Raw genomic sequence first — 15,681 nt, forward strand, 5'->3', positions numbered from 1 at the left:
GTGGCAGCGGCTCCTCCCGCTGCCACTGTAACCGTGCGCAATCCCGCCAGCGTCACTCGGACGAGTGAGACCATCGTGCTGGATGCGGAACAACTACGCGGAATGTTAGGTCTGAAAGATGTCAGGCGCGTACACGTGCGTGACGAAGCTTCCGGAAAGGAGCTTCTGATTCAGGCAGTCGATACAGACGACGATGGAACTTTTGAGGAACTTATTTTTCAGACTGACTTGGCGCCCGGCGAGACGCGCAAATTTGTCTTGAGCACGGGTGAGCGTCAGGTTCCGCGCCGCGAAGACTTCAAAGCTTATGGCCGGTTCGTGCGGGAGCGGCGTGATGATTTCGCCTGGGAGAACGACCGGATTGCTCACCGTATGTATGGCGCGGCGCTTGAAACCTGGGCGCAGGAGCCCCTCACAAGTAGTGCTGTCGATGTGTGGACAAAGCGTGGCCCTGGGCTGGTGATCGACGCATGGTACATGGTGGACGACTATCATCGCGACCACGGCCAGGGCGGGGACTTCTATTCGGCCGGGCCCAGTCGCGGTTGCGGCGGAAGCGGCATCTGGTCCGGTGGACGACTCTATCCTTCAGCAAACTTCCGCGGGTCGCGTGTACTGGCCAACGGGCCCATTCGGGTGATTTTTGAACTTACGTACGAGAGCTGGGATGCAGGCGGCGTTCGCGTCTCGGAGGTGAAGCGCATCACGCTCGATGCTGGGCACCAGTTCTCCCGATTCGAGTCGCGTTATAGAGTCGTCGCTGGCGACCCGCAGACGCTTACGTACGCCGTAGGTATCAAGAAGGGCCTCGGCACCGCTAGTTCGACGCTGCGCGAGCAGGGCGCACTACGCACGTGGGAGTCGCTTAAGGAAAACGGCCAACTCGGTTGCGCGATCATCATTGATCCCGCCAACGTCCTCAGCTTCACGGAGGACAAGGCCAATTTCCTGATTACTGGGAAGGCGCTTCCCGGCAATACGGCCGTCTACTACGCCGGCTTCGGTTGGAGCAAAGCTCACTTCCCTACAGTGGAAGACTGGGACCGCCACGTCGAGAACTACGCCACCAGGCTGAAGCCACCGGTTCAAGTCACGCTGAGCGCACAATAGGCGCATCGGTCCATTCTCAACCGTGGGGGATCATATCTGATTCCCCCATCCCTTCCCTAGTAATGGGTAATGGCCCGCTGAAGCCGTCCCCTTTCAAACCTGCCAAGCCGAGCCTTGCAAAAACAGCACTGCGGTCTGGGTTAGCGAATCCCGGATACAACGACGGCTTACCTCCGCGTGCTTCACAGGCTCTGAAAAAGTATGCTGGAAGCTCTCGTTGTTCCGTGACGCCAATTTTCCAGCTTCAAGTTTTTCTCTGCAAGTGCTTGTAGCCCCGCAGAAGCACTTCCCCCGTGCTACAGCTCAGGAGGACACGGCTTCCTGTAGTTCAGCGACTCAGTAGCTCAGTAGCTCAGTAGCTCCTTGTCTTCCCGGGCGGAGCGACTCAGTCGCGGGGTCGAAGGATTTTTCTAATCGTATTGCCGAAAAGGAAACGCCGCTCCAGCAGCAGCCTATTGGCTGCTACTGGAGCGGCGGCATGGAGGCAACTTATGCCTTGCTGACCTTAGAACGTGAAGCGTGCAGATAGCTGCAATCTGCGCGCGCCGCGTTCGCCATCAACCTGACCAAAGGTAGCGGTAGCGGGCGATTTCACCTGTCCGCAACCGTTGGCGCCGTTCAAACCGCTTGTCTGGCAGGAGCTGCTGGTGTCGAAAGGCAGAGCCATATCTACACTGTTAAATGAGACATGGTTGAAGACGTTGTACGCCTCGACGCGGATGGTGAACTTCATCTGTTCGCGGATCGGGATGTTCTTCTGCAACGCCATGTCCCAATTGTTGATTCCGGGGCCGCGGCCAATATTGAGGCGGGTCATGCCGTAGGTATTAGGTGTCGGCAGGAATCCCACTTCCTTGCAATTCGCCACTGCAATTGCCTCAGTGGACATCCCTGGCGCGCACGGCAGGAACCACACGTTCGGGTTGATGAACTGCAGGGTGTCGTGGATCTGATCCTTCGGCGCATACGGATCGCCGAAGAGCAGAGGACGCGCACCATCGCCGCCGCCAGTAAGGTTGGCTGCACCGCTATCGTCAACTCTGAGAGGTTCGCCGGTCTGGAATTGCGCGATACCCGACCATTCCCAATTGTCGCCGATCGCCTTCAACACTTTGTTATTCCAAAGACTGCTGGCCTTCGGCAGATTCGCAGTCCAGTGGAAGACGAAGTTGTGGGAGCGATCGAAGTCGGCCAAACCGTAATTCCAGAACTTGCGATCCTGGAAGTTGGCGACCGAGCCGTTCACCGTGTCCATATAGGTGAGCACCTTGGACCAGGTGTACGAGGCTCCGAACTGCAATCCCTTGGTAAAGCGACGGTTGACTGACGTCTGAAGGGCGTTGTAGTTGGAGGTTGCTCCATAATCCCGGAGATTGACGGCACCGTAGCCAGGATATGCCCGGAAATAGTTGTCGCTCAGAAGCTTCGGCTGGCAATACAGATCGCTTCCGCTGGCAGCCTTTCCGAAGTAGCAGTTCTTACTCGTCTGGGATGGATCAATCCACGCGGGGTTCCACGCCGTACCATACGCAGCGTTGGGATCGAACTGGGCCCCATACGGAATTGCGTTCAGGTTAACTTGCTGGTTGAGGTGCCGTCCGAAGGTACCGACGTAAGCCACATCGACTACTGTACTGAACCCGATGTTGCGCTGGACTCCGAGATTGACGCCTAGTGTGGATTCGACGGCTCGATTCGGCTGCAGAATCCTAGTGTCAACCGGGCCGGCATTTACTTTCGTCGCAGTACCGTAACAACTACCGTCTGATCCGCAGCCAGGCTTGAAGGACTCCTGCGTAATCTGGCCAAAACCGACTGAAGCATTCGTTACGAGGGGAGCTATAAGCGAGTAGTCACCCACAGTGCCGCCGCCCTCGCGGGTGTTGTAGTAAAGGCCCGCGCCTAGGCGGATCGCGGTCTTCCCATCCTTGAAAGGATCCCAAGAAACACCAAAACGAGGCGCAAGGAGCACTCCGTTGCCGTAGCGCAGAGAGCTCGGATAGCTCGGATCGGTATTGATCACCGTACCGCTATAGTTAAACGGATTCACGAATGTGCCGATGAACGCATCAGACTTGATGTCTGCGGGGTTGTTCGGGTTCTGTGCACAGCGGCTTGGGGTGGAACGAGAAAGGCCTTTGCAGGCTGTTTTCGCAGTGGCGGACAGACTGTTGTAGGCTACCGGCTTATACAAATTCGGAGCCTGCGACGGATCGTACCGGTCCGGAACGAAGCCGGCACCCATCCCAGACTGCAACTCAGTTGGCAGGTCATAAGTGAAGCGTATTCCGTAGCTCACCGTGAGGTTTGACTTTACCCTCCAGCTATCCTGCCCGTACCACTCGAGGATGTGCCAGCGAGGAGCATAGTTGACGATGTTCGAGCCCTCCTGGTAGGAGCCGTAGCTGCCCAGCAGCAGGTTGGAATATGCGTACTGGGTATCGTACGGGCTGGAGCTGTTCGCGCCAAAATTGAAGTTTCCGCTGAATACGGAGCCAATGTGGCGCTGAGTGTAGTTGCCGAGCTGGAAGTAAACTCCACCTTTGAACGTGTGATTGTTCCAGACTTTAGTCAACCCGTCTGTGATCTCCCACGTGCCGGTGGAATTGTCCATCGGGAAGCGATTATCAAAGTTGATTTCGGGAGCCCTCTTCAACTGGAAAGTACCACTTGAACCGCCGCTGCTCATGCCCGTAATTCTGGGTAGCAGGTTCAAAGGGTTCTGGTCCGGATTGTTCTGGCCCAGGGTAACGCCAAGAGCGCTCCTCGACAGTTTTTCAACATCCGCGGCGACATCGAAACCCTGTTGTTCTGCCCAGCTCGCATACCCAACCGTGAATTCGTTTACCAGGGTAGGGCTTGCGATATAGGTCACGTTAATTCCGGCATTCTTCGATGGCGTTGAGTAATAAGTGGGAATGCCCCATTGGTGCTTATTGGTGGTGGAGTTAAGTCCGCGGTTCTCCCTGTTGATTCTCATTCCGCGGAAGTACATCTTCCATTTGCTGCTGAGGTTGTAATCGAGTCTCAACAGGATCTGGTCCGACGGGTCCTCTCTAGGTCCGGTGATTTCGTAGTTGTACGGGTCGCCACTGGTACCGTTGGTTAGCGGACATGGTGTCCCTCCGCCTGCGCCATTGATCACGCAGTCAATGTTGGGCAGGGGGAAGACATTCATGACCTTCTGGGTGTTGAGATTAATCCGGTCGGTCGGAATAATGTTGCCGGGGAAACAGGCAGCCTGGTTGCTTGCGCTGCATGTCCCGCTCAGCAGTGGATCGCGAACGTATACCTTGTTCCCTTTGAAATCGTAGGTCTTCGAGAAGTCGCCCTTGCGCTCGGCGGCAGTCGGCATCAAGTATCTTTGAGGGCCGGTGCTTCCTTTTGTAGGCCACTTCTCCTGCGAGTAGAAGAAGAAGAGCTTGTCCTTCTTGCTATTGAACTTGTTCGGCACGAAAATTGGACCGCCAACGTTCCATCCGTATGTGTTGTAGCGGTACCTCTGCCTGGGCGTGCCTTCGTAATTGTTTAACCAACTGTTGGCGTTTAACGCCTCATTGCGGCCATAGTAGTAGGCGGCGCCATGAAAGTCCTGGGTGCCGGACTTGGTCGTCATGTTGATGATCGCGCCGGCGCTCTGGCCATACTCGGCCTGATAGCTGTTCAGAACAACTTTGACTTCGGCGACAGCATCCATGGCAACCGGCGTATCCAGCTTGTTTCCGTCGCCTCTCGGATTGCCGTTCACACCATCGATGCTGACGGCGTTGCTGCTCTCGCGGACACCCGCGATGGTTCCGGCGCCCTGGGTGCCGAATCCGTTAGAACCGTTGTCGTCCTTAACCACACCAGGGAGAATTCGGAGAAGAGCCAGAGGATCACGTCCCAAGCTCATCAAGGTGGACATTTCCTTGCTGTCGATCAATGCGGAGCGTTCCGAACTGTCCACTTGAACGGTTGTGGCCTCAGCCTCGACGCTGACCGTTTGTGAAACTGCGCCGACCTCCAGGACAATCGTACCTGCGGACAAGCGGTCTGATGCGCTCAGCTTCAGTTCCCGCTTCTCGGATTGCTTAAAGCCGGGCGCCTCGATGATGATTGCGAATGTACCCGGCTGCACGGCCACGAATACAAAATCGCCCGTACCATTCGTTTGAGTCTTGCGCGTATCGCCGGTGGATTGACTTGTTAAAGTGACGCGGGCATTGACCACGACAGCATTTCCTGGGTCAACGACTCGGCCTCTGATTTCGCCGCTGGACGTCTGCGCGAAAGCGATACTGGCAATCATTAAGAAACTCGCCAGCACCGCGAGGATACAGTAAAGCCGATGCTTCATAGCGCTATCTCCTCCAAACACTTCACGCGGGCATCTCGGGTCGCTCTCTAGGCCTTGATAGCAACTCCGGACGTCACCCACGCAGAACACTACCGTCGGCAACGACAAACATTGCCGAGTTTCACAACATTAGAGACGAACAGCTTGGAATAAGCCGCGGCTAAGTTAAACCGCAAAGTTTCACAATGCAACCAAAAAAATTCTAAACGGTTCACATCGTGAAAACTTATTTTCGAATTGGGCCTTGGAACAATAACTCGGGAGCTGAACCTAAAGAAGCGATTCTTTACTCAGTCGCTGACTTACCCTATCTAGGCGAACGGGGGATGCGTAAGCGTCGCGTAAAAAAGGGCACCACCGACGAGACGTCGGCGGTGCCTTTGACACTTCAAGCCATAAAGGTCGATCACTTTAGAACTGCTTTTGCTTCACGCTACCCAACTTCAAGTCGGGCAGTGACCCGCTGTGAAAGAGGGTGAACCCGTCTACATCCTGCAATGAGAATGTCGGGACTCCGGGCGCCTGCTGCGCTTTCACCAGGTTGAAATCGGCGTCCTTCACGTTGTGGAGGACAAACGCTGGGCGAAGGTCAGGGGTGATAGTGCTGACCTCCACATTCGTAAATTCGATGCCCTTGACGTGCCGGATGAAGAAGCCATACGACGGCATTTCGCCGTGGCGATACGGCTCGGGGTACTCTTTCTCTTTTTCCGGAGGAATGATGGCGGCCTGTTCCTTGGTGCCACCGCCTCTTTGGTAAATACGGATGTTGCTCAGTTTTACGTCTTCGATGTCGTGTCCCGGGATGCCCATGATCATCGAACCGTAGCGAGGATCCGCGTCGTAAACAACGATGTTACTGATATTCACGCGGTGCAACGTTCCTACCGGTACGCCTTCAGGAGCGCGCATACGGGCGCCCAGGCGGATGTAGATAGGAGCATTCGAGATGTCGCGCATGGTGATGTTGCTGATACTGACGTCTGAGATCTCGGCGCCGTCCACGGTCTCTAAAGCGAGGCCGCGGGAGTAGTCAAAGACGCAATTGGAGATCGTGATATTGCGGAATGCACCTTCGGATTCCGTGCCAATCTTAATCCGGCCAGTCGGACCGTTGCGCTCGGGCGGCGGTCCGCTCTTCTTATAGGTGCCGTTTAGGAACGTGCCATTCTCAAACCCGCTCACTTCGCAGTTGGTGATCGTCACGTCTTCGGTATCACGGGCAAAGCCGAGCGCGTGTGACCCTTTCAGCACGATTGCGTCATCCCACGGCGAGTTAACGGACACGTTCGAGATGCGCACGTGGCGGCAGGAATCGATATCGATTCCGTCGCGGTTGGTGTCGATCTTTATGTTATCGATCGTCAGGTTGTCTACGCCGGTGGCGAGGATGGCGAAGTGGCCGCCCATCAACATGGAAATGTCGCGGATTATGACGTTGCGCGCAAACTTCAGTGAGATGGCTTTATTACCTACGCGCTTGTTGGCCGTGCGGGTCAGGCCCTTGCCGTAAATCATGCCGGGGCCGAGGATCGCCACGTCATGCACGTTCTCGCCCCAGATCAGGCTATTGTGAAAGTAGGTGTGACCGAAATCCTGGTACTTGTCCCACTGCTTCTGGCTCTCTTCAATAGGGTCGTAAGCCTCGGGATCGGAGGTTGCTTCGATTACGGCGCCCTGATCGAGATAGAGCGTAATGTTGCTTTTCAGATGAATCGAGCCGGAAAGATAGGTTCCGGCCGAGAAGAAAACAGTTCCGCCACCCGCCGCATTGGCGGCATCGATAGCCTTGTTGATCGCCGCGGTGTCGAGCGTCTTTCCGTCAGCTGCCGCACCGTACGCCTTAACGTCGAAAACTGGTGGCCGCGTCTGCGCGCTGACGACGGAGACTAGCGCCAGCAATATGAAAAAGAAAATTCCAGCACGCTTGATCATCTTCCCTCCTTGGGTTCTGGGAAACTAAGCACTTCAACAGGCGCGCGGAAGCCAACTAGAACTGCACCAACAAACTGGTTTACGCGGCTGAGAACGACTGGATTATACCAACGACCTTGCCACGATTAGCACAACTATGAATCACTATGATTGATTGTGGAGAGTTTTATTCAGAGCTGGTGGTGCTGTGTGGCAAGAGTCATCTGTCGAAGTCCTCCGGGGTGCGAAGGTTCTTTCCCGCAACCCGGAGGATCTGGATGAATTTAAGTGAGCTTTTCCAAAACAGCTTCGGAAGCGCCATTGGTAAACGCGACGCTCTTGCTCGACTTCGCCAGGCGATTCGAGAAGAGGGTAATTCCCTGGTTGTTGTTGCCAGTGATCTCCAGGAACGTCACAGTTCCCGGGGCCGCAGTGCAGGACTGAAGTACAGCATCCTCCACTCCTGAGAGTTGAATGACGGGTTGCTGCGGATGGGGCTTTTTCGAGGTGAAGCGGGAAATCTCAAGTTCGCGTACGTTCGTAGCGCCCAGGGCAGGTGTCTCCTCCGCATTCGCGGACACGTTCTCGAATCGCAGGCCGTTCGCGCTGGAGCAAACAAATCCCTGCTTTGCCGATGTGACAGTGACGTTGCGGATGGAGACGTCTTCAATGGCGCGTTCAGGAAGGCCTTCTACAAGACCCGCGCGTTGTGCGCCGTCCACCACGATGTCGCTGAGATGTATGTTGCGGATCGTGGGAGTAAACTCGTTCACCGGCATCAGTCGCCGCTCGCCGCTGTAGAACATCGAGATATACAGAGCGGTGCGGCTGAGGTCGCGCATAATCCAGTTGGACACGCTGACGTTTTCGATGACGTTGCCGCGCCCGCGAGCGGTCTTGAGATAGAAGCCCATACGCGTGCCGATGCAAACGCAATTGCTGGCAACCACGTTGCGAATACCGCCCGCAGTCTCGCTGCCAATGCCGACGCCGGCCCATCCATCCTTGAACACACAGTTGGTGATGGTTACATTTTCAGTCGGAACGCCACCTTCCCGGTAGCGATACCCGGACTTCAGGATGATGCAATCGTCGCCGGTGCTGATGTAGCAGTTGGAAATGCGCACGTCTTTGCACGATTCCGGGTCAATGCCGTCGGTGTTCGGGGCGCGGTTCGGATTGAGAATCGTGATGCCGTCGATATTGATGTTTTCGCAAAGGACGGGGTGAACGTTCCACGATGGCGACTGCCGCACGGTGATGCCGCTCACGAGGATGTTCTTGCAGCGGTACAGGTTGATCATGCGTGGACGCGGCCATTTCAGCGGCGACCCCGGAGGATTCTCAGGTTCGCGCTCGGTGATGCCAGCCTGCTTGCGGAGCTGATTCGTTTTGCGGTTTGCTTCCCACCAGATTGGCCCCTGGCCGTCGATCGTTCCGCGACCGGTAATGGAAATGTTCTCAAGATCCAGTCCGGTGAACAATGATGCGAAGATGGTTCGGTCATTTCCCTCCCATCGGCCCTGGATGGTCGGGTAATCGTCGAAGTTGGGGCTGGCGAGGATGGTGGCCCCGGCAAGAATCTCGAATTCGACATTGCTGCGCAGGAAGATCGGGCCGCTTAAAAAGACTCCGGGCGTGACAAGGACTTTGCCTCCGCCTGCCTTGCCGCAGTCATCCACTGCATTCTGTATCGCTTTCGTGGACAGTGTCTTGCCGTCGGGGACGGCGCCGTAATCAACCACGTTGAAGATGTAATTTGGCGTCGATTTCTGTCCTTTTACGGTGCGTGGCGCACTGGTGGCGCCGCCGAACGGACTGGCGGCGAAAGCTGCGGCGGGAACGGCTACTGCTAACCCGGTCGCGAGGTGTTGGATGAACTTGCGGCGTTGACTCATCGCTTGCCTATTCCTCTGTCGTGGTTCTGTGGTTAGGAAGGTTAAGAAGTACAGAGGGGCGCTGAAACGCTCACCTCAAGGTTAAGAACCAATCAGCTTCGCTGACTTGGACTGCAGCAGACACGCTGCAGAAAAAAATCTATATCGGGTCACTCTGAGACGCGCTGAAGCACGCCCCCTCACAGAGAGTGTGTTACTTCGCCAGCTTCGAAAGTACGCCTTTCTTTTTTGTCTTTGCCTCGCGGCCGTCCAACTCGATCGAGGACTTCGCGGTCATGGCGTGCTCGTTCATTAGCAGAAACGCTCCAAGACCGTGGAAATCGTTCACCGGGCGTTTGCGGCCGAAGTAGTAAGCGCGATCCGAGACGTTCGTACCTTCGCAGATGTCGCTGATATTCGTGAGTCCATCCTCGCCGAACGTCAGTTTCGTCATCACGCCACGGTATCCTTTGGAAGCGACTTTCGCGTACTTTTGGCTGACATAGCCCCGCTCCACGGACAGCGATATCACATAGGTGAACATGCTGGAACTCGACGTCTCCAACCAGTTGTTGGGGTCTGCCCCCTGATCGATTACCTGGTACCACAACCCTGTCTTGCTATCTTGATATCGCGCAATCGACTTCACAAACTCCTGAAGTGTTGCGAGCACTTCGGCTCGCTTCGGGTGGTCTTTCGGCAACACCTCGAGCACATCGACCAGGGCCATTGCGTACCATCCCATGGCACGGCACCAGAATTCGGAAGCACGGTGGGTGGTCGGGTTCGCCCATTTCTGGGCGCCGGATTCGTCGTAAGCGTGGTAGAACAACCCAGTCCGAGGATCGCGCAAGTGGCTCGCATAGATTAGTAGCTGATTTGCGGCCTCGTCATTGGCGTACTTGCTGTCGCCGAATATCTGGCCATAACGAACGAGAAATGGCATGGACATGAACAAGCCATCGGCCCACAACTGATGTTGACGGCTCGTCGCGTGCCACAACCCGCCATCCTTTGTTCGAGGATACGTATCGAAGCGCTGGCGGATTGATTCCGCGGCAATCTTGTACTTCGGTTCGCCTGTCTCTTTGTAGAGAACCAGCAGAAGGTTGCCGGGCAGCATGTAATCGAGTGCATTCATGCCGCGGTCGATCTTGCCGTTCTCATCCACATGCGAATCGATCCAGTTCTTGATGTAGCTTAGGTAGCGAGGGTCTTCTGTCCTTTTGAAAACGAGATACTGGCCAAATAGGTAGAGAGACTTCGCGTACCCCCACGAGCCCAATTCTTTGGGTCCGGGATAACGCTGCATAGTGGACTCGACCAACGCTGTGGATAGGTCAGAGCTGATCGGCGCTTTCGCGGAATTTACCCCGCTGCCGCCAACAACTGCGACCACAGCACCCGCAGTGGCGTTCTCCACCGCTTGTGCCTGCTGTCCCTGGAACGCGGAGCCGGCTGCGTAGCTTACAGTTAAGAGTAGAAATGACAACACTAACCAACGTGGCTTCCACGAACTCATCCCATGCCCTCCGGCAGGACCTTGCCTGTTATGAATTTCCATCGCGGGCTGCAAGATGCGCCCTCGCTTGTTCTCCGTCCCGATACACAAGAACCGGCCGTCCCGCAGGGACTTGCACGACCACTTTCCCGCTCTCGACGCGGTGATCAACCCGTTCGGCTTGGCCGGTGAAGAGCGCGAAGGCCGCAATCTTTTCCGTCCTCCACCCAGATGGGAGCGCAGCAGACAACTCGCCGGATTGCTGGGCGTAGAAAGCAATGCGATCGTCGCCCATTGGACAGAACGTGGCGAAAGTGCGCGCTATCTCCGCTCCGTCCGCAAAAATCGCATATGTCTTCGCTTTCCAGTTGATGTCGACGCGGGAATTCCCCTCCAGGTCGATTACGGTACGGTCACCTTCGCGCCTGTAGCCCTCGACGTTGCGCTTGTGAATCCTGAACCAGGGCGCCATCGCGAAATAGAAGAGGTCGGTAATCTGGCGCCGGTCGGTGGCGGCATGAAACATTACGTGCGGCGCTGCATTGTAGAAGAAAACCTGCAGCAACCGGTCCAGCAACTCGCCTTTTAGGCCGAATCCCCAGACTCCACTCTGGCGGTAGATGGTTGGCAGCATCGGAATCGGCTTGCCGTCAAAAGGGCAAGGCTGGGGGTTGGGCATCGTCCAGTAGAAACTGACCTTTCCGATAAACGGATACCGCACCGTTTCCGAGCTCACGTCCACGCCATGCTTGGCGAACTGTTCGAGGATCTTGTAACGGCCTTCCACCAGGTTCTTGTATCCGCTCGCCGGGTTCGCCGTGTCCCAGTCGTTGCGAACGGCGAAATACGACAGCACATCAACGTGCGTCGTTTCGCGCAGCTTATATTTTTCGCAAGTGCGATCGACGCGCGCAAGTCCAGCGGCCTTGACGTATTTCGCCATGCCGAGAATGTAGGAATCTTCGCCCGTCCAATTGCGGCTCTTCCAAAGCTCCTGATCGGGCCGCCGCGCAATCAGGTCCGGATTCCATGCTGGGCTGCTGCGATACGCGTCGTCGTAGTTGTCCGAGAAGGTGACGGTGCAGTTACGCTCGCGCCCGGCGCTCATTAGTTTCATCAGCCCGTCATAGCCGCCGATCCTCTCGTCGACTTCGTCGATTGCCGGATAGCCGGTGTCCTTACCGCGATATTGCCAGCCCCACAGGTGAACTACTTGCGCCCAGTTATCTGTGAGGGCCGCGACTTCCTGAATCAACTGCTCACATTCCTGAAATGTGGATAGAGGTTTTTCCCAGGTCGGCTCGTCGCAGCGGATTCCGTACACGAATCGATTGTCGTAGTATTCGGTCGGACTCTTCGCGATTCGGTTCCGCACGAGTTTGGCGCCGTCCAACCAGTCCACAGTTGCCCCAGGCCGGGCGGCAATGAAGTCCAATCGGCAGCTGGATTTCTGTCCAACAATAAGATTCGGGGTTCGCGAGTTTCCGGCGACGCACGGAACTTCCTTCCCCAAGTTCATGTCGTAGCAATCCCGCCCATTCACGCGGAACGTCTTTGTTGTGCCCAGCGACACCCGACGGCGGCCTTGCTCGCCATCGACGTGCAGCTCGGTGCCATCCATGAAGGCGGTGACTTCCTGGGCGCAGAGAGCGCGGTCAGTACCCACCATCACAACAGGCAGCGTACTCAGCACATTGCCCCAGAACGAGTTTCGGCGGAGCACACCGGGTTTCGCTTTGCTGAGCTGCGCGAGATTGCCACCGTCATCGCCGTGTGCCAGCCAGCCATCACCGTCTTCCTCGCACACCGTTACGAGTCGCGGCAGCTTTACATCGATCAGTTCATAGCCGTTTTGTTCTTGAACGTCTTCCAGGGTGACATGGAGAGTCGCGGCATCGAGCATGTATCTAAGCATGAAGCTGCCTGCGAGCTTGCCTTGATCCATCGCGCGATATCGGAAATCAGCCTGCTGCTGGGTAGCTTTGACCTTTTCCGGGACAATCTCCAGGTTCGTGAACTTCCATTGCGCACGTTGACAGATCGCGACCGCGACGCGCCCTGAAGACTGGTCGCCCCTGAGCCGCGCACCGTTGGAGAGGCGATACTCGAACGGCACGCCGCGCTGGCCATCGAGCACGATCTGGAGTTGGGCTGATGAAAGAACTACAGGTTCCGCAGCCTTGCTCGCCAGCGCATTCGATTCGGCAGACAGCAACGGCAGCGAACCTGAAGCCCAGCCAAGCAGGCCACAACCACTTAACCGCAGGAAGGCGCGACGACGCATGAAAGTGTTCTCCGAAAAATTGAGAGTTTGGTGGACATATTAGTCCACAACTGTTCACAAAACAACAGAGACCGATATGTCAGTTGGTTTAGGAACAAAGAAACGGCAGGCACAAGGGAGAGATCAGAACAGAGAAAGGAAGAGGACGTGGTAGTTAACGAACCACGTCCTCACATGCATTTGGCCCTAGGGCAGATTCAGAGAAGTGCGATTCACCGCGCACGGGCGGAGGGTTGAGCGACAGATCGCAATTCTGATGACATTGCGCTGCTTGCGTCGGATGCGACCAGAAAGTCGACACCGTTTTTGCGAAGCATTTCCCTGTACTCCGGAGCGAGCCCGTCGTCGGAAACAACCAGATCGATGTCCTCTAGGTCCGCAACATGAACCATCGCATCGCGGCCAAACTTCGAGTGATCAGCCACGATGATGACTTTCCTTGCCGCCTTGATCATCGACCTGATCGACTCGACGATGAGCGTATTGGTATCGCTGATACCTGCTTCCGTAATCCCGCGCACTCCCATGATCAGTACGTCGGCAGCGATACTACTGAGCATTCGTTCGCAAATGGGCCCCAGTTGGACGCCGAGCCGCGGATACACGTACCCGCCTGTCAAAGTCACCTCGACGCGTTTGCAGTCCCAGAAAATTTGCGCCACTGGGATCGAATTCGTAATGACCTGGATAGGACGATCAAACAGGTTGCGAGCGACTTCGACGACAGTGGAGCCGCCACCGAGCAGCACCGTTTGTCCATCTTCAATCAGTCGTGCGGCGACCTTGCCGATCTGTACCTTCTCTTCCTGGCAGCTGCTGGAGAGTCGTCCAAAATCCAGGATCTCGTCCCGTACCTGAAGGGAGATAGCGCCACCATGGACCCTGCGCACCAGGCCTTCCTGTTCGAGTTCGATCAGGTCCCGGCGAATACTTGAACGGGAGGCGTTTAGCCTTTTACAAAGTTCGTTCAGATCGATGAATTCTTCTTCCTTTGCAAAGAATTCCTTGACCTTCAGTTTGCGTTCGGCAGGTCTCATTCGAAAAATTATAGCACCCAGTGTTCAAGACCGGAATGGAGGTTTGAATTTTCCTGATTGAGATGTGAACGCTTTTGCACTATTTTGTTGAACGGTTCACGTTCTTCCAAGTCAGGGACATTTGTGCCTCTGCTGAAGCGCGTCACGCAGTAACAGCTTTCACCCTGCTTCGGCGCGTACGGCATTGAGGTCACCGACAAATCCGTCTTTCTGTTTCTTGAATGGAGACTCTGAAATGAGCGACAACTTTACGAGGCGCGATCTGCTGAAGGGTACAGGAGCTTCGCTGGTTGCACTGGCGGCCACTCCGGCCCTCTCAGCGCTGCAGGCCCAACCCGCTACTCAAGCGGCAACTCCGAGCGATAAGCCCTACCCCAAACCTATCGCCACGGCCATCCCCGAACGAATGCGGTGGTGGAATGAGGCACGGTTTGGCATGTTCATTCACTGGGGCCTGTACAGCGTTCTCGGCCGGCACGAATGGGCGATGGAGAACGAAGGCATTCCGGTGAAGGATTATGAGCAGCTCGCTCATCGCTTCAATCCGAATCCCAATGCAGCCCGTGCCTGGGCAAAGCTGGCAAAGCAAGCCGGGATGAAGTACATGGTGATGACCACCAAGCACCATGAAGGCTACTGCAACTTCGACACAAAACTGACGAACTTCTGCTCTACGAAACAGGCGCCGGGACGCGATCTCGTACGTGAATACGTGGATGCAGCCCGCGCCGAGGGACTTCGCGTCGGCTTCTATTACTCACTGATGGATTGGCACCACCCGGACGGCGCGCGCTGCAAACAAGATGAATCGGCCCGGAAACGGTTTGTGGAATACAGTCACGGCCTCATCCGCGAACTGATGACGAATTACGGAAAGGTCGACATCCTCTGGTACGACGTTTCGTGGCCGCTCAGTGCCGATGAGTGGGAATCCGAGCGCATGAACGAAATGGTGTTCAAACTTCAGCCTGGCATCATCGTCAACAACCGAAACAGGTTGCCGGGCGACTTCGCCACACCTGAACAGAAGATCACCGCTGAAACGCGTCCGTGGGAAGCCTGCATGACCCTGAACGACAGTTGGGGTTATCAGCCCGGGGACAATGCATGGAAAACTCCCCAGCAGGTAGTTCGTAATCTTGTCTCGTGCGTACGCGATGGCGGCAACTATTTGCTGAACATCGGACCGAAACCGGATGGCTCAATCCCCGAAGAATCGGTACGCATTCTGACCGAAGTCGGCCAATGGGTATCCAAGAACGGCGATGCTATCTACGGTTCCGATCCTTGCCAGGTGCGTCGCTCCAACTACGCCAGCTTCACGCGCAAGGGCAACACGCTCTACATGCACGTCCATTTCTGGCCCGGAGACTACGTTGCGGTAAGCGGTCTGTTGACGAAGGTGACTTCGGCAAAATTGCTGTCCACAGGGAAACCGGTCAGTTTCGAGCAGGACAAGTTCCGCGTTCGCTTCACCGGTCTTCCAAAAGAAGCACCCGATCACCCAGTCACTACGATCGCTCTCGAGTGCGAGTCCGAACCGATGCAGGACCAGTACTTTGTCCGCAACGGACGGCCTCGCGAAGGTGTCGGCACCTAGCCGACCGCTCACAACTGAA

At 56.1% G+C, this 15,681-nt stretch carries 8 protein-coding genes; 2 read left to right on the forward strand and 6 right to left on the reverse strand.

What is annotated here, in order from left to right:
- Positions 1-1,110: a DUF4861 domain-containing protein gene (locus tag VN622_16350; GenBank protein ID HWR37434.1), complete on the forward strand. Its 1,110-nt coding sequence runs from the start codon at positions 1-3 to the stop codon at positions 1,108-1,110.
- 505 nt (positions 1,111-1,615) lie between these two features.
- Here VN622_16350 and VN622_16355 read toward each other — a convergent pair.
- The 6 genes from VN622_16355 to VN622_16380 form a co-directional block, all read right to left on the reverse strand.
- Positions 1,616-5,449, reverse strand: coding sequence for a TonB-dependent receptor (locus VN622_16355; protein HWR37435.1), 3,834 nt, complete (start codon positions 5,447-5,449; stop codon positions 1,616-1,618).
- A gap of 411 nt (positions 5,450-5,860) precedes the next feature.
- Positions 5,861-7,384: a glycoside hydrolase family 28 protein gene (locus VN622_16360; GenBank protein HWR37436.1), complete on the reverse strand. Its 1,524-nt coding sequence runs from the start codon at positions 7,382-7,384 to the stop codon at positions 5,861-5,863.
- A 263-nt stretch (positions 7,385-7,647) separates the two neighbouring features.
- Positions 7,648-9,261, reverse strand: a complete 1,614-nt coding sequence (locus tag VN622_16365) for a glycoside hydrolase family 28 protein (protein HWR37437.1) — start codon at positions 9,259-9,261, stop codon at positions 7,648-7,650.
- Positions 9,262-9,454: 193 nt separating this feature from the next.
- Positions 9,455-10,762, reverse strand: coding sequence for a glycoside hydrolase family 88 protein (locus tag VN622_16370; GenBank protein ID HWR37438.1), 1,308 nt, complete (start codon positions 10,760-10,762; stop codon positions 9,455-9,457).
- A 28-nt stretch (positions 10,763-10,790) separates the two neighbouring features.
- Positions 10,791-13,025, reverse strand: coding sequence for an endo-alpha-N-acetylgalactosaminidase family protein (locus tag VN622_16375; protein ID HWR37439.1), 2,235 nt, complete (start codon positions 13,023-13,025; stop codon positions 10,791-10,793).
- Positions 13,026-13,237: 212 nt separating this feature from the next.
- A complete protein-coding gene (locus VN622_16380) occupies positions 13,238-14,062 on the reverse strand; it encodes a DeoR/GlpR family DNA-binding transcription regulator (protein HWR37440.1) in 825 nt (274 codons plus the stop codon).
- 235 nt (positions 14,063-14,297) lie between these two features.
- Between VN622_16380 and VN622_16385 the strand changes: the two genes are divergently transcribed.
- Positions 14,298-15,662 (forward strand): alpha-L-fucosidase, encoded by a 1,365-nt coding sequence (locus tag VN622_16385; protein HWR37441.1) that lies wholly within the window; start codon positions 14,298-14,300, stop codon positions 15,660-15,662.
- The last annotated feature ends 19 nt before the right edge of the window (positions 15,663-15,681 follow it).

The organism is Clostridia bacterium (genome assembly GCA_035561135.1).
Taxonomy (GTDB): Bacteria; Acidobacteriota; Terriglobia; order Terriglobales; family Acidobacteriaceae; genus DATMYA01.